Source organism: Yinghuangia sp. YIM S10712 (assembly GCF_051388935.1).
GTDB lineage: Bacteria > Actinomycetota > Actinomycetes > Streptomycetales > Streptomycetaceae > Yinghuangia.
Genome location: NZ_JBPKBI010000007.1, coordinates 220228 through 240224 on the forward strand (window position 1 = coordinate 220228; position 19997 = coordinate 240224).

17 protein-coding genes are annotated in these 19997 nt (G+C 72.5%); 10 read left to right on the top strand and 7 right to left on the bottom strand.

The genetic code is table 11. The features are described 5' to 3' along the window. Positions 1–184 precede the first annotated feature (184 nt). On the bottom strand, positions 185–3364 hold the full coding sequence (locus ACRX5W_RS17510; RefSeq protein WP_436789098.1) for a S8 family serine peptidase: 3180 nt from the start codon (positions 3362–3364) through the stop codon (positions 185–187). Between the two features lie 406 nt (positions 3365–3770). Between ACRX5W_RS17510 and ACRX5W_RS17515 the strand changes: the two genes are divergently transcribed. The 3 genes from ACRX5W_RS17515 to ACRX5W_RS17525 are packed head-to-tail and all read left to right on the top strand — an operon-like array spanning position 3771 to position 7005. Beyond that, positions 3771–4439, top strand: coding sequence for a hypothetical protein (locus ACRX5W_RS17515; protein WP_436789099.1), 669 nt, complete (start codon positions 3771–3773; stop codon positions 4437–4439). Next, positions 4436–5758, top strand: a complete 1323-nt coding sequence (locus ACRX5W_RS17520) for a nucleotidyl transferase AbiEii/AbiGii toxin family protein (RefSeq protein WP_436789100.1) — start codon at positions 4436–4438, stop codon at positions 5756–5758. The genes ACRX5W_RS17515 and ACRX5W_RS17520 overlap by 4 nt, the downstream gene beginning before the upstream one ends. Positions 5759–5787: 29 nt before the next feature. Beyond that, positions 5788–7005, top strand: a complete 1218-nt coding sequence (locus tag ACRX5W_RS17525; protein ID WP_436789101.1) for a hypothetical protein — start codon at positions 5788–5790, stop codon at positions 7003–7005. Between the two features lie 78 nt (positions 7006–7083). Here the strand turns inward: ACRX5W_RS17525 and ACRX5W_RS17530 are convergent, their stop codons facing one another. Next, the gene (locus ACRX5W_RS17530; RefSeq protein ID WP_436789102.1) at positions 7084–7716 is read right to left on the bottom strand and encodes a TetR/AcrR family transcriptional regulator; all 633 of its coding nucleotides are present in this window, start codon (positions 7714–7716) and stop codon (positions 7084–7086) included. A gap of 230 nt (positions 7717–7946) precedes the next feature. Between ACRX5W_RS17530 and ACRX5W_RS17535 the strand changes: the two genes are divergently transcribed. Then, on the top strand, positions 7947–8393 hold the full coding sequence (locus tag ACRX5W_RS17535; RefSeq protein ID WP_436789103.1) for a PPOX class F420-dependent oxidoreductase: 447 nt from the start codon (positions 7947–7949) through the stop codon (positions 8391–8393). A 274-nt stretch (positions 8394–8667) separates the two neighbouring features. Here the strand turns inward: ACRX5W_RS17535 and ACRX5W_RS17540 are convergent, their stop codons facing one another. Together ACRX5W_RS17540 and ACRX5W_RS17545 are read right to left on the bottom strand one after the other, a co-directional pair. Then, a complete protein-coding gene (locus tag ACRX5W_RS17540) occupies positions 8668–9459 on the bottom strand; it encodes an SDR family NAD(P)-dependent oxidoreductase (RefSeq protein WP_436789104.1) in 792 nt (263 codons plus the stop codon). 10 nt (positions 9460–9469) lie between these two features. Next, on the bottom strand, positions 9470–9898 hold the full coding sequence (locus tag ACRX5W_RS17545) for a nuclear transport factor 2 family protein (RefSeq protein ID WP_436789105.1): 429 nt from the start codon (positions 9896–9898) through the stop codon (positions 9470–9472). A 125-nt stretch (positions 9899–10023) separates the two neighbouring features. Between ACRX5W_RS17545 and ACRX5W_RS17550 the strand changes: the two genes are divergently transcribed. Then, complete coding sequence (locus ACRX5W_RS17550) at positions 10024–10734, top strand: TetR/AcrR family transcriptional regulator (protein ID WP_436789106.1); 711 nt, start codon at positions 10024–10026, stop codon at positions 10732–10734. A 123-nt stretch (positions 10735–10857) separates the two neighbouring features. Here the strand turns inward: ACRX5W_RS17550 and ACRX5W_RS17555 are convergent, their stop codons facing one another. Beyond that, positions 10858–11757 carry a SigB/SigF/SigG family RNA polymerase sigma factor gene (locus ACRX5W_RS17555; protein WP_436789107.1) on the bottom strand — a complete coding sequence of 300 codons (900 nt, stop codon included), beginning with the start codon at positions 11755–11757 and terminating at the stop codon, positions 10858–10860. 337 nt (positions 11758–12094) lie between these two features. Here ACRX5W_RS17555 and ACRX5W_RS17560 point away from each other — a divergent pair, with 337 nt between their 5' ends. The 3 genes from ACRX5W_RS17560 (at position 12095) to ACRX5W_RS17570 (ending at position 14592) form a co-directional block, all read left to right on the top strand. Then, on the top strand, positions 12095–12436 hold the full coding sequence (locus ACRX5W_RS17560) for an STAS domain-containing protein (protein ID WP_436789108.1): 342 nt from the start codon (positions 12095–12097) through the stop codon (positions 12434–12436). 123 nt (positions 12437–12559) lie between these two features. Next, on the top strand, positions 12560–13609 hold the full coding sequence (locus tag ACRX5W_RS17565; protein ID WP_436789109.1) for a UDP-glucuronic acid decarboxylase family protein: 1050 nt from the start codon (positions 12560–12562) through the stop codon (positions 13607–13609). A gap of 26 nt (positions 13610–13635) precedes the next feature. Beyond that, the gene (locus tag ACRX5W_RS17570) at positions 13636–14592 is read left to right on the top strand and encodes a polysaccharide pyruvyl transferase family protein (protein ID WP_436789110.1); all 957 of its coding nucleotides are present in this window, start codon (positions 13636–13638) and stop codon (positions 14590–14592) included. Between the two features lie 61 nt (positions 14593–14653). Here the strand turns inward: ACRX5W_RS17570 and ACRX5W_RS17575 are convergent, their stop codons facing one another. Then, positions 14654–15625: a glycosyltransferase family 2 protein gene (locus ACRX5W_RS17575; protein ID WP_436789111.1), complete on the bottom strand. Its 972-nt coding sequence runs from the start codon at positions 15623–15625 to the stop codon at positions 14654–14656. After that, positions 15618–16682, bottom strand: coding sequence for a glycosyltransferase family 2 protein (locus ACRX5W_RS17580; protein ID WP_436789112.1), 1065 nt, complete (start codon positions 16680–16682; stop codon positions 15618–15620). Before ACRX5W_RS17580 ends, ACRX5W_RS17575 begins: the two co-directional genes overlap by 8 nt. Positions 16683–17144: 462 nt before the next feature. On the opposite strand from ACRX5W_RS17580, the gene ACRX5W_RS17585 reads away from it, so the two are divergent. Both ACRX5W_RS17585 and ACRX5W_RS17590 read left to right on the top strand, forming a co-directional pair. After that, the gene (locus tag ACRX5W_RS17585; RefSeq protein WP_436789113.1) at positions 17145–18803 is read left to right on the top strand and encodes a carbamoyltransferase family protein; all 1659 of its coding nucleotides are present in this window, start codon (positions 17145–17147) and stop codon (positions 18801–18803) included. Positions 18804–19060: 257 nt separating this feature from the next. Then, a partial coding sequence (locus ACRX5W_RS17590) for a glycosyltransferase family 2 protein (protein WP_436789114.1) occupies positions 19061–19997 on the top strand: 937 nt, incomplete at its 3' end.

Genomic DNA, 19997 nt, shown 5'->3' on the forward strand with positions numbered 1-19997 from the left:
CGACCCGGGTCTCGCGGACCAGGGCGTCGTCGACGTCCCCGGACCCGGACCCCAGCGGGCACGGATGACCAATCGGTGCTATTCCCAGGGCCTTTCGGCCCTGTCGCGGCAGGTTGCCCCGCGGAACGCCACCGGGGACGACAGGGCCACCAGGCGCCCTGCCGTCCCCGGTCCGGTCCGTCCATCAGCTCACGCGGTAGGCACGCAGGATGGTCTGGTTCAACGTGTTGCCTTCCGCGTCACGGAGTTTCGTCCGCACGGCCACGTAGCCGTCGCCGCCGGCGGGGGACGGAGGGGTGAACACGGTGTATCCGTGCGGTCCCGGGATCGCCGGCGCGTGGCGCCACGTGGCACCGCCGTCATAGGACACCTCCGTGGCGAGCTGCCGCACCTGTGCCGCTGCTCCGTCGGGCCGTTCCACGCGCACGTTCAGCACGAACGGGCGGTTGGCCCGGGCGCTGTTGTCGAGGTCGAATTGGCCGTCGACACGGACGAGCGGAAGCCCGACCGGCTCGAACACGCACTCGTCGGCGGGGCGTTCGGAGGTGAACGTCCACGTGGCGTCGATCGAGGTGCCGAGCCGCCAGCCCGGTTCGTCGCGCGACGTCTCCAGGCGCAAGGCATACGTGGCCTTCTCGGGAGCCATTCCCGGGAGGTAGGCCGCACGCGGCTCGTCCGAGACGGCGACGACTTCGCCGTTGCGTGACAACGTCACCTGGCCGGTGCCTCCGCTCCAGGTGGTCGTGTGGCCGGTGATCGGCCCGTTGTACGGCGCGATGACGGCGAACCCGTCGTCTCCGCAACGCGTCAGCGACACATGGGGTGTGCCGACCGCCTTGTTCCATTCCTCCGTGGTCGGTCGCCCGGTCGTGTACGCCACGTCCGGAGCCGTCTCGTACAAGTGGTCGGCCTGGAGCACCGACTGCCAGGTCAGTCCTGGTTGCACGGTGAAGTACTCGCGCGACGTCCCCGGCAGCGACACCTCGTGGAACCAGCCGCCGAAGTTGCCGTCGCCCCAGCCCGCGAGGCGCGAAATGCTGCCGGTCAGCGGCTCGCCCTGGCCGTACACGCGTGCGTTCACGACCGCGAGATCGGACGTACGCACAGGCAGCATCGGGTCGGCGGGGATGCCGCCCTCGTGCGAGACGGCCAGGTTGTAGCGCCGCGCGGGCTGCCCGTCGGCGGCGGCTTGGCCGAGGAAGGCACTCAACCGGTAGGAGAACGGCCGGTCCTGGACGCTGAAGGGCACCGCGTAGGCGCCGACGTCGGTGCTGTACAGGTAGGCCTCGATTCCCCCTTCCACGCCGCCGATCGTCTGCGTGAAGCCGAGACGGCGGTGGTCGACCGTCGTGCCGGCCTGGTCGAGGGCGAGGCCTGCGGGCAGTCCCGCACGGGCGTCGACGGCGACCGACGTGTCCTGGGTGACCTTGACGTCGGGCTGTGACGCGATCGTCCAACTCCGGGGCCCGGCTGCGGTCGCGGGTGTGTGGATCATCGCGTCCACGCTGTAACTGCCGGGCGGGACACGGGCCTTGCGTACGTCGGCGTCGAACTCGGTCGGGAACGACTCGCCGGTCTCGATGTTCGTCACGTTGACGGCCCCGCCGGCCGGCGGGGCGCCGTTGCGGTCGGTCGCGGTGACGCGCAGGTCGTACAGCTCCGGCTCGTCGTACACGCCGAGTACGGTGCGTATCAGTGCGGTTCCGTCCGGCCCCCGCGCGGTGAGGACACCGCCGTACGTGCCGGTGTCGCTCGCCGCCGGGTCGATGGTGATCGTGACCTCGGCGGTCGCGTGCGGCGCGACGGTGACCCGCGGGGTGTCGAGTCGCAGCGGCGCGCCCGGGTCGGCGGTCACCGCCAGGTCGAGGACGACCGGCTGGTCGCCGTCGTTGCGGTAGGTGACGGTGCGAGCCACCGGTGCGGTGCTCGGCCAGCGCAGGTACGTCGACAGCGCGGACGGGCTCGCGGACACCGTGCCGCCGACGGCGGCGGCGACGTCGACCCGGCCGGCGCCCTGGTCGAACACCGTGTCGGGGCCGGGCGAGGCGGTCCCGACGAGCGCGTCCTTGAGCTGCGCTCCGGTCCAGTCGGGGTGGCGCTGCGCGAGGATGGCCGCCGCCCCCGCGACATGCGGCGCCGCCATCGATGTGCCGCCCAGACGCGTGTAGTGGTCGTCGATCGGCTCGCCGCGCGAGGTGCCCGCGGCGCGGGCGGCGGCGATGGCCACGCCGGGCGCGGTGATCTCGGGCTTGACCGCGTGGTCGCCGGTGCGCGGGCCTCGGCTGGAGAAGTCGGCGACGCGGTTGTCCGCGTCCACCGCGCCGACCGACAGCGCCGAGGCGGCGGTCGACGGGGCGCTGACGGTGCCGGGGCCGCCTTCGTTGCCCGCGGCGATCACGAACAGGGCGCCGGACGACGCGCTCAGCGTGTCCACGGCCAGCGACATCGGGTCGGTTCCGTCGGTCGGGCCGCTGCCCAGGCTCATGTTGACCACGCGCGCCTGCTGCGCGACGGCCCACTCCATCCCGGCGATGATCTGCGAGTACGTCCCGTCTCCGTAGTCGTCGAGCACCTTGCCGACCAGCAGTTGCGTGTCGGGCGCCACCCCGGCGAGACGGCCTGCGGACGCGGCGCCGCTGCCGGTGATGATCGAGGCGACGTGCGTGCCGTGGCCGGATCCGTCGACGGTGCCGTGCGGGTTTCCGGTGAAGTCCGCGGCGCCCACGACGGCGTCCGTCAGGTCGGGGTGCCCCGGGTCGATGCCGGTGTCCAGCACGGCCGTGCGCACGCCCGCACCGGTCCAACCGCCGCGCCACGCTTCGGGCGCGCCCACCTGCGGGACGCTCTGATCCAGCGACGCCTGCACGCGGCCGTCGAGCCAGATCTTCGCGACACCGGGGGTGAGGGCGTCCGGTGCCGCGCCGGGGGCGAGCCGGGCACCGGGCGCCGGGGCGGCGACGGAACGCCAGAACTCGGCGGCGTCCGCCTTGCGTTCGGCGACTGCCTGGCCCTGGATACTCGGCAGTTCGCGGCCGGCCGTCGCGGCGGCGGACACCGTGGCACGCGCGCCGCTCGTGTCGGTCGCGTTCGGTGCCGGGGCGGCGGCGTACCGGACGATCAGCGGCAGCACCGACGTGCTGCGGTCGTCGTAGCCCTGGCTGATCAGCCCGGTGACATCGAAAAGAGCCGGGTCCAGCACCCCGCGGTCGAGCAGCCCCAGGGCGTCCGACGGCACGACGGTCACGGCGCCGTTCCTGCTCCAGCGCAGGAACGATACGTCGGTACGTCCGGGGCCGGGCTCGGGCGTGACCGCCCGGGTGCCGTCGGGGAAGGTGTCGACGGTCACCACGTCACCCGTGATCAAGGTGACCGTCGTCCGAGCTGCCGGGGCGCCTCCCGGCGTGCCGGGGCGTGCCGAACTTCCGTTTCCCTCACCGCCGTTCCCCGGTGCGGCAAATGCCCCGCCGGTGCCTGCCGTCCCGGTGGCGAGCAGTGCCCCCGCAACGGCCGCAGCCGCCAATCGGCGGCCTCTTGGCCTGCGTTCGATCATGTCTGCCTCTCCTGTCCCGGAACCCCCGTGGCGCGTTCCCGGCACGGTGTCCCGAGAAAGAGACCACCCGGCACAGCAGGGGAGTTGCCTCGCGGACACAACCAATTTCCCTGCGGTCGAACTTAGTTGGCTTGATGGCCGCGACGATCGGCGAAGGGGCGGTATCCGCACACCGAAAGCCGCTGCCACGGTGTCGGCGGGCGCTGGCATCATCGGCCGCGTGTCGACCCATTCCACCCCTGTGTTCCCCGGGCATGTCCGAGGGGAGTTCGAGACCCACGTCACCTTCCGCTGCGCCGGCGCGGAGATCGACGCGCTGGCCGCGTGGGGGCGGACGCGCGGGGCCGGAATGACCCACATCGTCCTGGCACGGGGCCACACGGTGTCGCAGCCCATGCTGACGTTGCGGGCGACCACCACCCTGAACGCCGCCCGACAGACGGCCCGGGACCTCGTGCATGCCGCGCGCGCTCACGGCTTCCACGCGGTGCGCGTCAAGGTCGAGGCGGCGCCGTGGCATGACGGCGTCCCGGCCACGGATACGGAGGCCGCCGCTTTGGGCTCCGACTACTACTTCGAGCACCACGTCAAGTTGCTACTCGAACCTGGCTGCGACACAGGGCAGTTGGCCGCCCTTGCCGTGCGGCACACCGCGCACCTGTCCCACAACGCCCGGCGCCGCCGCCCCGACGGACACCAGGAACGCTTTGTGACGCAACGCTGCCGCCGCGTCGGCAACGTGAGCGCGGCGGGCAGACTCGACGTTCTGGTACGTGAGTTGCACCGCCTGGGCCACCACATCCTGTCCCGCGAACGCGAATTCGTCGTCTTCGACGACGACCGGACACTCGACCACGGCTGGATCGACGAGAAAGGCGACCGCATATGAGCACCGAGGAGCAACCCGCCACATGGGACGAATTCGGTTGGGGTCCGTGGCCGGTGACAACCGTGGTCCCGCACGGCCCGCTCACGGCGGCAGAGCGCGAAGAAGCCGAACTGCCCGCTTCGCTGACCGTGGTGTCCGGTGAAGGCGTCGTACAGCACCCGGTGTTCGACCCCTCGCTGAAGGACTACGGCAAGGCCGTGCGCGCCGGCGAACCGCAGTTCTCCTCCCCCGACACGGCCGCGCTCTGGCACGACGCGCGCCGCCGCGCCGTGGACCACGTCCTCGCGGCGATCGCCTCGTCGCGCTGGGCCGATCACCTCGTGCTGCGCGGCAGCGTGCTGTTGCGGGCCTGGTACGGACCGGCCGCCCGCGAGCCCGGAGACCTCGACTTCGTGGTGGTGCCCGCCACCTGGGCCATGGAGGAGCCGCGTACCGAGCGCATGTTGGACGAGCTGGCAAGCACCGCCGAAGCTGCGTCCGAGGGCGCGGACCATGTCCGAATCGACGCCGCCGGCGCGCTCCGCGACGAGATCTGGACCTACGACCGGGTGCCGGGCCGGCGGCTCGTCCTGCCATGGCATGCAGAGGGGTTGCCGTCCGGATCGGTGCAACTCGACTTCGTCTTCGAGGAGCAGCTCCCCACCACGCCCGAACTGACACACGTCCCACGCTGGAACCAACAGGGCGCGCACCAACTTCTCGCCGCCACACCGGAGTTGTCTCTCGCGTGGAAGCTGCTGTGGCTGATGAGCGACATCTACCCCCAGGGCAAGGACCTCTACGACGCGGTCCTGCTGGCCGAGTCGACCCCCCTGCGCGCGTCCGTGCTGATGGAGACTCTGGTCGCGAGCGACACCGGATGGACCGGCCGCCGCGTCACTCCCGACCTCCTTGAGGCCGAGAACGTCGACGCCGACGAGTTCCGCAAGGACTACCCGGACATCCACGAAACGGTCGAAGGGCTGCACGAGCGGCTGCTGACCGCTTTGGAAGCGACGTTCGCCGAATGCGCGGCCATCCCGCCGACCGACGGCTACACATGGCGTGCGCGGCTGCTCGCCCCCCGCATCGAGGTGTGCCGGGAGCTGGCACGCCGGGAGGGAATGGAAGCCGTCCAGGAATACCTGCGCGACCACTCCATCGCACTCACGGACGGCATCGTCGTCATCCGCGAGGCGGTCGGCCCCGACCGGTGCAGTGTCGAAGGCGCCGCGGCCACGTACACCGATTTCCTCGACCGGTCCAGCCATTCCACCTACTACGAGCGCAATCCGGACGCGACAGCCAAAGCAATCACGGCACTTCGCGAGCTGGTCTGACCTGCACGCCGACAGGAGCGACCCCTGGCATGGACCGCATCTCGCCGCAACTTGCCGGCGTCGTCTTCGGCTTCGCCGGGCCTGACTTGACGCCCACACTCGTCGCCCGCCTCGGCCGCGGGTATTTCGCGCCGACCGACGCGGTCGACGGCGCCGACGCCAAACCACCACGGCCCGATCCGCGGGCCGACACACCGCGCGTCCTCACCGGGCCGGTACCGGACCGGGACCACCAAGCACTGCCTCCCGAAGAACGCGCCCGCCGCCCCGACCTCACCGGCGTCGAACTCCGTCGTCTCCTGGACCTGGACGACCCCCGGGTGGACGCGCGCCTCTTCGTCAACCCCCGCCTCGACGACAACGAACGCCGCCGGATGCTGTCAGGCATGCGACGCGACGGCAGCCGAACACGGGTCGGCGCCGCCTTGCTGGACCTGCTGTGGACCACCGACACGCGTCGCCTCCGGCGCCTGCTCCCCCCGGCCCTCACCTCCGGCGACCCGGGCGTCGCCGAGGCGATCGTCAGCCGCCTCGAACTCCGCAGCGACGGCGGCCGGTTGCGTCTCGTCATTGCCGTATGGGAGCGACACGGCCGCACCGCGGCACGACGCGTCCTGGACGCCGCCTCGTTCCCGGCAACCACCACCGAACTGATCGACAAGGCCCTCGCGCGGCCCTCCGGCCTCGACGACCTCAGGCGCCACCTCGCCGCCGACGAGGCACCGGAGAAACTGGCAGGCCGTTTGCGCCGGCACACCAACGGAAACAACGCGTACGTCGCGCAACTCGTCGCCGAGGGCTGCGTGCTGCCGTGGGACGCACTGCTCCGCTCACACCGGACCGACCCCTTCCCCCGCGCACTGCACGTGTCCCTGGCCGAGCAACCCGACTGCCCGCGCCCGCTGCTGCTCGACCTGCTGGCAGTGGGAGTGTCCACCGCCACCGTCCAATCCCCCTGGCTGGACGATGCATTGGCGCAAGGACGGCTCACACCCGTGGACGTCCTCGCCCACGCACAACCGGCCGTCGCGACACTGGATCTCCTCGTGGGCGACGGGTTTCGCGACCGACGCATCCGCTGGAAGACGGCAACCGCGCACCCCTCTACCCGGGACCTGTTCCGCGCCAGGCTCGGCACGAACCCCGACGCCTGGGCCGTGGCAGTCCGCCTGCTCCCCGAATTCGTGGGCAGCATCAGCGCGTTGCTCACAACCGCCGCGGCGGCGACCCGCACCGAGGCAGTCTGATCAGCACACGTCGAAGTCCCCCCGCAGACGAGCCGTTCGTCACCGCCGCGACCCGCTCCACCTGTGGGGCGAATCCGATCAATCCGATGCCGGCGCATCACCCGCGCCGGAGGCGTCGTCGCGCGCGGCCGGCGCCCGGTCGAAGCGGGCCAAGTAGGTCTCGATCAGCGCGAGCACTTCTTCGTGGCCGTCCGTGAGGCCGAGTGTGTCGTCCATCGCCAGGATCCGGGGCAGGCCGCCGATCAAAACCGTCAGCGCGGCCGGGGAGAGCCCGCCGGTGTCGATGCCGTACGCGCGCAGGATGTCTGCCAGGGCGTCCTGCTGCACGCGCCGGAAACGCCGCGAGTACGTCGCGAGTTCTTCGCGGATGACCTCGCGGTGGTTGGCCAGGGCCATGAACTCGACGGTCAGTGCGGAGTCGTGGGGTGCGCTGACGACCTCCCAGAGCCCGCGCAGCGGGTTGTCGGCGGCCAGCGCGCGCTCCAGCCGCCGAATGTTCGTCTCGGCGCCGCGCCGGAAGACGGCGAGGAGCAGCTCGTCCATGGTCTGGAAGTAGTAGTAGACGAGTGCGTGGTTGACTCCAGCCTTGGCGGCGACCTTGCGGGTGCTGACCGCGGTGTAGCCCTCTTCCAGCATCAGCCGCGTGGCGGCGTCGAGCAGCGTCTCACGGGTCCGGGCCCCCTTGGTTCCGGCAGGCGGCGACACGGTCATGGCGTCGCGCCCTGTCGAGGTCGCGTGCGGGGGCCGAAGGGGGCACTGATGGGAGGCACGCGGTCACTGTACCCGCCTTGACCGGCATGGCCTCGGCCTGTTAGGCATACGGCGACACACTTCTTAGTCACACGCCTAAAAAAGTACGACCGCACCGGAGGCCCGCCCGGTGCGCCAGGAGACGGAGCAGACATGCGCAACAGCACAACCCGCGACAACCGGCGGCAGCGGTGAAGCCCCCCTCCCAGGAAGCGCTGTGGGAGATGGTCGCCGGCGCCCGCGAGGGCGTACTGGCGACGATCGGCCGCGACGGCCTGCCGCACCTGTCGAACGTGTACTACGTCCCCGAGACCGGCCCCGACGGCTCGCGCATCATCCGCATATCGACGACGACGGTCCGCGCCAAGGGCCGCAACCTGCTGCGCGACCCCCGCGCGGTGTTGCACGTCGCCGGGCGCGACTTCTTCAACTTCACCGTCGCCGAAGGCACCGTGAGCCTCGGTGAGGCGAAGGTTCCCGGCGAGCCGGCGATCGACGAACTCTACTCCGTGGACCGGGTCTTCAACGGCGAGCAGGAGCGGCCCGCGTTCGACGAGAAAATGATCCGCGACCACCGGATGATCGTCCGGATCGACGTCACGAAGCTCTACGGCCTGGTCTTCCACGGCCGGCAGTGACCAGCCGCCCGGCCTTGCTCCGTCAAGGGAGTCAAGGCCGGTCCGGCACACTCGGCCGCGATCAGGCCTCCTCCCCGAGTCCTCCCCCTCGCTCGGCGGGCGCTGCCGACACACGGGAGTGCGGCGCCGCGAATCGCATCTGACACGACGCCAAAAAATTTATGGAGAACGGCTGTTCCGCGATGCGCCGGCGAGACGCCGAACCTGGCGGCGGCCTGCCGCGGTCGAGGGGCACCGCCTGCACGACGGTGCCCCTCGGGGCCTGCTCGTTCCGTCAGCTCGCGGTGAGTCCGTTGTCGAGCGTGTAGACGGAACCGGTGATCGACCGTGCCTCCGCGGAGGCCAGGAAGGCGAACAGCGCGGCTACCTCCTCGGGTTCGGCCAGGCCGCGCAGACCGCCCATGCGGCGGGCGAGGTCCGGGTCGAGGTCGGGTGGGAACTGCGTCGTGGCCGCGATGTTGGTGTTGGTGCCCGCGGGGGCTATGGCGTTCACGCGCAGGCCCGTCTTGAGGTATTCGACGGCGAGTGCCCGCGTCATCTGGATGACGCCGCCCTTGCTCATGGCGTAGGCGACGGAGTACGGAATGCCCTGCAACCCGGCGTTGGAGGCGATGTTGACGATGTTGCCGTGACTGCGCAGCAGGTGCGGCAGTGCCGCCTGGGCGAGGAAGAAGCAGCCGTCCAGGTTGACGCCCATCACGCGCCGGTACTGGTCGACCGTCAGGTCGGTGGCGTGCGACGCCACATAGATCCCGGCGACGTTGCCCAGCACGTCCAGGCTGCCGAATTCGTCGACGCAGGCGGCGACCGCTGCGGCGCACGCGGCCGGGTCGCTGATGTCGGCGCGGTGGACGGAAACGGTGCCGCCGCCGAGTTTCCGGGTCTCGTCGAGCCGGTCGGCGTCGATGTCCACCGCCAGCACGCGGGCGCCCTCCCGGGCGAGCCGGAGCGTGATCGCCCTGCCCATGCCCGATCCGGCGCCCGTGACGAGGGCGGTCTTGCCGTCGAACCTGCGGGTGCCGTCCCGGTCGGCGGCGAGCTCTTGCGTACGCGATTCCTCGGTCATGACGCGCGGCTCAGCTCGCGGACGAGGGGTGGTTGACGAACCACGTGTTCTCCTCGACGAGCCTTTCGCTCCTCCACCCGTCGGGGGTCCGTACCAGGTCGTGGCGGTAATAGCCGCCGCAGTAGCTCTGCTCGGTCATGTTCGGCAGCAGCATCGGGTTGTAGAACATCGCCGTGGCCTTGGCGCGGTCGCCGTCGACCTCGACCTCGATGTTCGAGATGAAGTGCTGCGTCATGGGCGTCGTGCCCAACGCCTGCTCCAGGATCTTGATGACCTCGTCGCGCGAGCCGACGATGCCGGTGACGGAGCTGTAGTCGAGCTGGGCGTCGGGGGTGAACACCGACCTCCACAGCTCCCATTCCTTCCTGTCGACACCGCGTGCGTAGCGCGCGAGCAGCTCCGCGATCTCGATCTTGTCCGCCACCGTTCGCAGGTCCATCGCTTCGTCCTCCATCGCGGTTCCGACTCCGGCGCGTCGGCATATCGCCGCGGGCGCGGATTGCACACTGTTGCAGATGTAGTACTGCGTGGCAATAAGTGCGGACGGCTGCGTACGATGCCTCCATGCCCAAGGTCGCTCAGCAGTCGCCGGCGGCTCGCCCGCCCGTGCCGAATGTCCGGGTCCGGACCCGCAACAGCAGGCATGTCCTCGACGCCGCACGGTCGTTCGTGGAACGCCACGGGCTGGAGGAGCTGTCGATGCGGCGCCTTGCCGACGAGGCGGAAGTGAGCGTCCGCACGCTCTACAACCTGTTCGGCGACAAACAGGGCCTCATCGCCGCGCTGGTGCAGCAGTCGTTCGACGCGATGGACGCGGCGGCGGAGGGCGTCGAGGCCACCGACCCGATCGAGCGGATCTGGGAGGCCGTGGCCGTCTCGGTCGCCGCGACGACGCGCCACGTGCCGAAGGCGGTCGTGGCGGCGATCGTCGCCGACGCGGCGCTGTACCGGCGGCTTGCCCAGGGCTGGCACGGCCGCCGGGCGGTGGCGCAGTCGATCGACGCGGCGATGCGGTCGGGCGCGCTGCGCACCGACCTGGCACCGGATCTGCTGGTGCAGCACGCGGGGACGGTCTTCCTGCACCTCTTGGGGCGCTGGGCGGCCGATGAAATCGACGAGCGCGTCCTACAGGCCGGTGTCCTGCACGCGTTCGACGTCTGCCTCCTCGCGATCGCCCGGCCCCACGTGCGGACCCGGCTGGTGGAACACGCGGCGGGCCTGGAGGTCCACCGGTCCCGACTGCTGGAGCTCGACCCTGCGAAACAGGCCCGCTGACCGGACGCAAACGGAACCAGGCGGAAACGGAGCCCGACAGCGCACGGCCGCCGACCGGCGAGAGCCCGGAGATCGGGCCGTCCGATGCCGGGCCCGCAGATGCGCCTCGGGTCGACGCGCGGGTCACCGTGCCCGGGACGGACCTCCCGAGTCGGTCTCCAAATGCTCCCGCAGGCGCACCAGGATCCCGGTCAGGAGCCGGGAGATGTGCATCTGCGACAGACCGAGGCGTTCGCCGATCTGTCGTTGCGTCAGGTCGTCCCAGAACCGCCATCGCAGAATGAGCTGTTCGCGTTCCGGCAACGAGCGGATCAGCGGCGTGACGGAGGCGCGGAAGTCGACCAGGGCGAGCTCCGGGTCCTCCGCGCCGATCAGGTCGCCGCGCGAGCCCGACTGCCGGTCCTCCGTGGCCGTGGGGGCGTCGAGCGAGTCGACGAGGTAGGCGCGGCCCGCGTCGCGTCCCTCGCCGACTTCCTCGGTGGTGACCCCGAGGCACTCGGCGATCTCCTCGGCCGTGGCGTCGCGCCCCAGCTCAGCCTGGAGCCGGTCGCCGGTCTTGACCACGGCGAGGAACAGCTCCTGACGTCCGCGCGAGACGTGGACCGCCCACGCGGTGTCGCGGAAGAAGCGCTTGATCTCGCCGGTGATCGTCGGCGTCGCGAAGGCGACGAACTCGACGCCGCGCGACGGGTCGTACCGGTCGATCGCCTTGATCAGGCCCACCACGCCGGTCTGGTAGATGTCCTCGAAGTTCTCCGGGCGGCGCCCGAAGCCGCGCACGATGTGCCGTACAAGGCCGGTGTTGAGCTCGATCAGCGTCGCGCGGGTCCTGCTGTACTCGTCGGTGCCCTCGTCGAGCCGGGCCAGCCGCCGCAGCATCCGGTCGGTGTGCGCCCGCACCTCGGTCCGGCTCATCCGCCGCATCACCTCGCGCTCGACCAGCGGAGCCGCCCCAGCGCCCGTGTCGGTGCGGGCCGGGAGAGACGGAGGCGCGTTCCGGACGAGACGGGCGGTGGCCGACATGGTGGGGCTCCTTCGCGGTCGCGAAAGCCACGGTGACGCGGCGCTATGTATACGTGGATATACGTTGATTCATCGACGTATCGGCCGACGGGGCTCCGCGTACGGTTCCCGGAAACGGGGCCGCGCCACACCCGGCTGCTTCAGGCGGCGCGGCCGGCACACCGTGTGTGCCGCCGGCCGGGCGGCTGCGGGGCCGCCCCCGGACGGGCCGGTCCCACCGGCCTGGCCCTCTTCCCGGGTACCACGGCACTCGGGCACCAAACGCCACACCCGCCGGGCCCGCTCCGGGCAGCCCCTCCCCTCGCAGCGCCGCGGGGGGCGCGCCTAGGGTAGGGGCGTGATCCCGGACGAAGAGCCCACACTGTCCCTGACGACGACGAGGAGCCCCCACGCGGCCGTGGTGACCGCGGTCGGCGAGATCGACATCGCCAACGCGGAGCGGTTCCGCGCGGCGCTCCTCGATGCCCTGGCCACCGGCTCCTCATCGCTGCACGTCGACATGTCCGGCGTCGGCTTCTGCGACTCGTCGGGGCTGCGCGCCCTCGTGGCCGCCCGCAACGCGTGCGCCGAGCAAGGGGCCTCGTTCGACATCACGGCGGTGTCGGACCAGGTCGGCTATCTGCTGGCCGTGGTCGGCCTGACCTCCCTGCGCGAGGACGGCAGCGGCAGTCCGCAATGACCTGGTGACACCTTGCCACCGGCGGTCCGGCGTCGTGTTTGCCGAGTTTGCGTGTGGGTAGCCCGAGTTGCCGCTTGAGCCCCGTTGATCGGCAATCTCCCGTTTGCCGGCCGAGGAGGAACCATGTCCCCGGACAACGCCCGCCCCGACGCCCTCCGCCCGGACGCGACCGGTCCGCGCGCACCCCTCTCCCGGCCCGGCGGCTCGCCGGGCGCCCGCCGGTTTCGCCGCGCGGTCGTGACTGGGGGCGCGGGATTCCTCGGCTCCCACCTGTGCGAACGCCTGCTCGACGACGGCACCGAGGTGGTCTGCCTCGACAACTTCCTCACCGGCACGCCAGCCAACGTGGCGCATCTCCTCCCGCGCCCCGACTTCCACCTGGTCCGCTGCGACCTGAGCGAGTTCGTGCACGTGCCGGGCGACGTCGACCTGGTTCTGCACTTCGCGTCCCCGGCCTCGCCGCGCGACTACCTCGAATACCCGATCCACACGCTCAAGGTCGGCAGCCTGGGCACACTGCACGCCCTGGGGCTCGCCGCGGAGAAGAACGCGCGGTTCGTCCTCGCGTCGACGTCCGAGGTGTACGGGGATCCGCTTCTGCACCCGCAGCCGGAGACCTACTGGGGCAACGTCAACCCGATCGGCCCGCGCGGCGTGTACGACGAGGCCAAGCGGTTCTCCGAGGCGCTGGTCACCGCGTACCGGCACGCGCGCGGCCTGGACACCGGCATCGTGCGGATCTTCAACACCTACGGCCCTCGGACCCGCCCGGACGACGGGCGCGCGATCCCGGCGTTCGTGTGTGCCGCCCTGCGCGGCGAGCCGCTGAAGGTGCACGGCGACGGCTCGCAGACGCGTTCGATCTGCTACGTCGACGACACGGTGGCGGGCGTGCTCAGCTTGGCGCGGTCCGAGCACTCCGGGCCGGTCAACATCGGCAATCCGGACGAGATGAGCGTCCTGGAGCTGGCCCGCCGCATCGTCGACCTGACCGGTTCGGCCTCGCCGATCGAATTCGGCGAGCGGCCGGTCGACGACCCGACCACGCGGCGCCCCGACATCACCCTGGCCCGCGAACTGCTGGGCTGGGAACCGCGGGTGCACTGGCGTGACGGCCTGGGCACGACGATCGCGTGGTTCGCCGACCAGCCCGGCGTGCGCGGTGCGGCCTGACCCGACGACCCGGAGCACACCGGCGCATGGCGTCCGCGGCGACCCGCGTCCTGGTCACCGGCTGGTACAGCTTCCGGCACGGCGAGGCGACCGCAGGCGACATCCTGGCCGGCCAGGCGGTGGAAGCGGCGTTGCGCGCCCACGCGATCCCGCACGACACCGCCTGGTCGCCCGGATTCCGCCCGGCCGGTCTGCGGCTTGAGGACGCCGATCCGTCGCTCTACAGCCACGTCGTCTTCGCGTGCGGGCCGGTGCACGCGCACGAGCCGGCCCCCGGCGTCGCGGCACCGCTGGCGCAGTTGCACGCGCGCTTCGCCGGCTGCCGGCGGATCGCGGTCGGCGTGTCCGTGCCCGACCCGGCCGACCCCGCCGCCACCGGCTTCCACACGGTCCTGCCGAGGGACGCGCCCGGCGCCGACCCGACGGCGGATCTGTCCCTCGCGGCGCCGCGGCCCGCGGCCGTCCCGGTCGTCGCCGTCATCCTCACCGACGGGCAGCACGAGTACGGCCCGCGCCGCCGCCATTCCGAGGTGTCGCGGACGATCACGCGGTGGCTCGGCGGACTGGACGCCGCATGCCTGCCGGTCGACACGCGCCTGGCCACCGACGACTGGCGGCTGTGCACGACGCCCGGCCAGTTGCGGGCGGTGCTCGGCCGCGCCGACGCCGTGGTCACGACGCGTCTGCACGGCCTCGTCCTCGGCCTGGACGCCGGGGTGCCGGTCCTCGCCGTCGATCCGGTCGTCGGCGGCGCGAAGGTCTCCGCGCAGGCCCGCGTCCTCGACTGGCCCGCGCTGCTTGCGGCCGAACAGGCGGACGACGAACGACTCACCCGCCTGTGGACGTGGTGCCGGTCTCCGCAGGCCCACCGCCGCGCGCAGAGCATCGCGCACGGCGACCGCCCCCGCCCGCTGCTCATCGACCGGTTGATCGCGGAGCTGGGCGCCGACGCGACCGGCACGCGGTTCCCCGGGCTTCATTGAGGCCGACCTGTCGGAACCGGATCGGTGGATGGCGCCGAAGCGTACGGCACCCGTGCCCGGATCAGCCGACGTACCGCCGCGCCGGCCCGTGGAGTTGGCGGGCGTCCAGGGTTCGCAGTGCCTGCTCGGCGTGCCGGGGCAGCACGCGCCGGGCGCGCAGGACGCCCGGCATGCCACGGGCGGCGTCGGCGAAAGCCGCCAGCGACACGCGGTCGCGCGGCACGGTCCGCGCGAGGTCGAGCGTGCGGCGGACCGCCCGGGGCAACGGCCGGCGCAGCCACGTGGACCACAGGGTGTTGCGGATTCCGGCGCGGCGGCGCGCGGAGGGGTCGCGCAGGGGCGAGGCCTGGTGGTGGACCTCGACGTCGTTCGCGTAGAGCAGGGCGTACCCGTGGGCGAGCAGGTCGGCGGACAGCAGCTCCTCCTCGCCGCCGAGCACGAGGCGCGGCGAGAACCCGCCCACCGCGCGGAAGGCGTCGGCCCGGACCATCGACGCGCCCGCGAGGATGCTGCCGAGCACGGGCCCGGGCAACGGCCGTCCGGGCGGCGGCGGGACCGGCGAGTTCCGCAGCTCGGGGACGATGGGGTCCTCGGTGCCGTCCGGTTCGACGATGACGCGGCCGGTCACGGTGGCCACCTCCGGGTGGGCGTCGAGGAGATCGGCGGCCCGGGCCAGCGCGCCGGGGGCCCACCACACGTCGTCGTCGCAGAAGGCGATGTACGGCGTGGTCACCGAGCGCGCGGCGATGTTGCGGCCGACGGCTCCCAGATTGCGCCCGAGGACGGTCAGCGCGACCTCGGGGCAGGCCGACCGGACGGCGTCCGCGGTGCCGTCGCGGGACGCGTTGTCGACCACGGCGACCGCCGGCGCCTCGGGCAGGCGCCCGAGGCGGTCGAGGGTGCGCAGCAGTTCGTCGCGGCGGTTGTGGGTGATGACGACGACGGTGACGCGGGGGTCGGGCGCGTGTCCCGGCGGCTTCCGCGTCCTCGACGGCCTCGGTCGTCGTTTTCCCTGCACGGACGGCTCAGCCATGGCGTGCCTCGGGCCACGGCGCGGACGAGACTGCCGCAGCCGCCTCGGACGCCGACCCGGGTTGCCCCGCGTCGGCGCGTTCGGTGAGTCGCACGTCCGGGACGGCACCGGCGGTGTCGGTTTCGGCGTCGGCGTCGGCGTCGGCTGCTTGAACGGCTTCGGCGGTGCGCGAGGCCCGCTCGACGAGTGCGATGTCGCGCAGCACCGCGTCGGGCAGGCGCCTCCGCTTCGCGATCGCCGCCGGGAGGGCCCCCAGCACCGACAGCGCGGCACGCCGGGCGGCACTGTCGCCGGGTGCGCGCAGGACCAGGGCCAGCCACTCCGACAGCGCCTCGCCGACGGGCCTGCGCATGATCCGGACCAGGACCGAGTTGCGGGCCTGGCGGGCGCGGCGTGCCGCGGGGTCGCGGACCGGGAAGGGGTGGTGGTGCGCGACGACGGACGGGGTGTAGGCGAGGTTCCAGCCGCAGGCGGCGAGGTCCCAGGCGAGCATCTGTTCCTCGCCGCCGATGAGCAGCAGCGGTTCGAAGCCGCCGACGCGCAGGTACGCGTCGCGTCGCACGACCGCGGCGCAGGCCAGGAACCCCAGGACCGCGGGCCCCGGCGTGCCCGGGAGGCGGCGGAGCGGGCTGTGGGCGAGCAGCTCGTCGACAGGGTCGGGCCGGTCGTCGGGGCCTACGAGGAGGCGGGCCGCGACCAGGGCCGTTGTCGGGTGCGCGGCAAGGATGCGGGTCGCCTCGGCGAGTGCGTCGGGTGCCCACCAGGAGTCGTCGTCGCTGAAGGCGACGTACGGAGTGCGGGCCGCGGCGACGCCGAGGTTGCGGGCGGCCGCGCCGGTGTTGCGGCGGTGGCGGAGGACGCGGACGCCCGGGTGGAGTCTCGCGACGGCTTCGGCGCTGCCGTCGGTGGAGGCGTTGTCGACGACGATGACCGGTGGTCGGCCGGGCAGCCGGTTGAGCCGGTCGAGTGTGGCGCACAGCGCGTCGCGGCGGTTTCGCGTGGCGATCACCACGGTGACGGGCGGTGTGGCGTCGTGGGCGTCGGCGCTGCGTGTCATGGGTTTCCTCCGTCGGTGCCCCCGCCCTGGCGGCGCGGCCGGGCGGGGCCGTCGTCGTGTCACCGGTCCCGGAGCCGGTACGTTGCGCCGCTGCCCGGGTCGCAGGCGCTTACTCGGCGGGTCGGCCGTCGTTGTCGCGGTCGCTGTTCGCGCACTCGCGTGCGCACCGCGTTTTCGTTGGCCGCGCGCATCGCCCGTTCGGCGCAGCGCACTCGGTCGCGGGCGGCGTGCCCGTGCGCTGCCGTACGGGCTGCGCCAGGCGGCGCGCGGGTCGCCGCGTGACCACGGCTCCCACACGGCCAGGTGCCCTCAAGCGCAGGGCCCAACCAGCCCAGTTTATCGAACATGCGTTCGATATTACGTGGGTCGTGAACGTTTAAGTGCCTCGTTATCGGCAAACCGCGCCTTGCTCCATTCGCGTCGGCCGACACCGCCGCACCCGACGATCGGAAGAGCCGTCACATGCGCATTCTCGGCCTCAATGCCGTGTTCCATGACCCCGCAGCCGCCCTCGTCGTCGACGGAGAAATCGTCGCCGCCGCCGAGGAGGAGCGGTTCTCGCGGCGCAAGCACGGCAAACGCCCGGTCCCGTTCTCGGCGTGGGAGCTGCCGGAGAGATCGGCGGCCTGGTGCCTGGAGCATGCGGAGCTGCGTCCGGAGGACATCGACTTCGTGACGTATTCGTTCGACCCGGCCTTGACCGCGCCCGCCGCCGAACTCGGGCTCGACGACCCGTGGGACCACCTGCGCCGGATGTACGTCGGCGAGGCTCCCGGCTTCGTCGCCGACGCGCTGCCGGGCGTGGACTCCGCGGCACTGCGCTTCGTGCCGCACCACATCGCACACGCCGCGTCCGCCGCACTCGCGGCACCGTTGCCCTACCGCGACGGCAGCGTGCTGGTCGCGGACGGCCGCGGGGAGTCGACCAGCCATCTGGCGGCGGCGTACCGGGACGGCGCGCCCGAGGTGTTGGCCCGCACGCGCCTGCCGCACTCGCTGGGCCTGTTCTACGAGGAGGTCACCGCGCACCTGGGGTTCCTGCGCTCGTGCGACGAGTTCAAGGTGATGGCCCTCGCGTCGTACGGCGAGCCGCGTTTCCTCGGCGAGTTGCGTGCGGCCGTGCGCTCGACCGGGGACGGTTCGTTCGTCACCGAGCCGGTCGACCTGGCCGCGTTGGCGAAGGCCCGGCGTCCCGATGAACCGTGGACGCGCGAGCACGCCGACCTGGCCGCGTCCGTGCAGGCCGTCACCGAGGACGTGCTGCTCGACCTCGTCCGCTGGCTGCACGGCCGCACCGGACACCGGCACCTGTCGATGGCCGGCGGCGTGGCGCTGAACTGCGTGGCCAACTCGCGGATCGCCCAGGAGGGGCCCTTCGACCACGTCTGGGTGCAGCCCGCCGCGGGCGACGCCGGTACCGCCCTGGGGGGCGCGCTGCACCTCGCCGAGCAGGTCGGCGACCGTACGTCGCCGATGGCCGGAGCGGACCTGGGCCGCGCTTGGAACGAGGCGGAGTTGGAGGCGTGGCTGCGCCGGGCACGGCTTCCGTTCGCGCGTCCCGACGACCTCGCGGACGTCGTTGCGCAGGCGCTGGCGGCGGACCAGATCGTCGCGTGGTTCCAGGGCCGCAGCGAATACGGGCCGCGGGCGCTGGGACACCGCAGTCTGCTCGCCCACCCCGGCCGGGCATCGAACCTCGAACGCCTGAACGACGTCAAAGGCCGCGAGCAGTTCCGTCCGGTGGCCCCGATGGTGCTGGCCGAACGGGCGTCGGAGCTTTTCGACGGACCGCTGCCGAGCCGCTACATGTTGTTCACTCACGATGTCGCGCCGCAGTGGCGGGAGCGCATACCCGCTGTCGTGCACGTCGACGGAACGGCCCGCATCCAGACCGTCGACGCGTCGGAAAACCCTTTGCTGGCCCGCATGTTGGCGGCGTTCGAGCGGCACACGGGCCTGCCCGTGGTGGTCAACACGAGCCTCAACACGGCAGGTCGGCCGATGGTCGACGATCCGCGCGACGCCTTGGAATGCTTCGGATCGGCGCCCGTCGACGTGCTGGCCATCGGCCCGTTCGTGGTCCGCAGGCCCGCGGTGGGCGACGGGGCGGACGCGCTGTGAGCGGCGCGAACCCCGCGGCCTCGGGGGAACCGCGGGAGGACACCGACAGCGGGCACACCCCGGGCGGGACGGACCCGGCCGTCCCGCGAAAGACACCCGGGCACGCCCGCAAACGGCGCCCTCAGGGCGGCGCGAATCGGTCCGCTGCCCGAAACAGTCGCACACGCCGCCAATCCGGAGATGTCGGCAAACCCACGGCGGCCCGGGACAAGACCGGCGGCCGTCACACGCCCGCGGCCCTCCCCTACGCCGTCGTCGTGCCCACGGTGGGGCGCCCGAGCCTCACGGGATGCCTGGCCGCCCTCGACGCCGCGACGGGTCCGCGTCCGGAGTCGGTCGTGGTCGTGGACGACCGGCCGGGCACACCCGATCCGCTGCCGGTCGTCATTCCCGACGGACTGCGCGCGGTGACGCGTGTCGTCAGCACCGGTGGCGGCGGCCCCGCCGCGGCCCGCAACACCGGTTGGCGCGAGGTCGCCGCCGACGTGCCGTGGATCGCGTTCCTCGACGACGACGTCGAGGTGACCGCGACCTGGCGTGCCGACCTGGTCGCCGACCTCGCCGCCGCAGGCCCGCACGTCGGCGCGGTCCAGGGCCGCCTCGACGTCCCGCTGCCGCCGGACCGCCGGCCCACCGACTGGGAACGCGGCACACACGGACTGGCCTCGGCCGCGTGGGCGACCGCCGACATGGCCTACCGGCGCGCCGCCCTGGTCGAGACGGGCGGCTTCGATCCGCGTTTCCGCCGGGCGTTCCGCGAGGACGCCGACCTCGCGCTGCGCACCCGGGAGGCCGGGTGGCGGCTGGAGCGCGGCCGCCGGGTGACGGTGCATCCGGTGCGCCCGTCGGGCCGGTGGGCGAGCGTTCGCGCGCAGGCCGGCAACGCCGACGACGTCCTGATGGCCCGGTTGCACGGCCGCGACTGGTACGCGCGGGCCGAGGCTCCCCGAGGCCGCCGAACCGCCCACATCGCGGTCACCGCCGCGGGCCTCGGCGCGGTCGGCGCCGCACTGGCCGGCCGAAGGCGCCTCGCGGCGGCTGCGGCGGCCGGGTGGTTGCTCGGCACCGCGGAGTTCGCCGCCGCCCGCATCCTCCCGGGGCCGCGCACCCGGGACGAGGTGGCGACGATGCTCGCGACAAGCGCGGTGATCCCGGCGTACGCGGTCGGGCACTGGCTGCGCGGGTTGTGGCGAC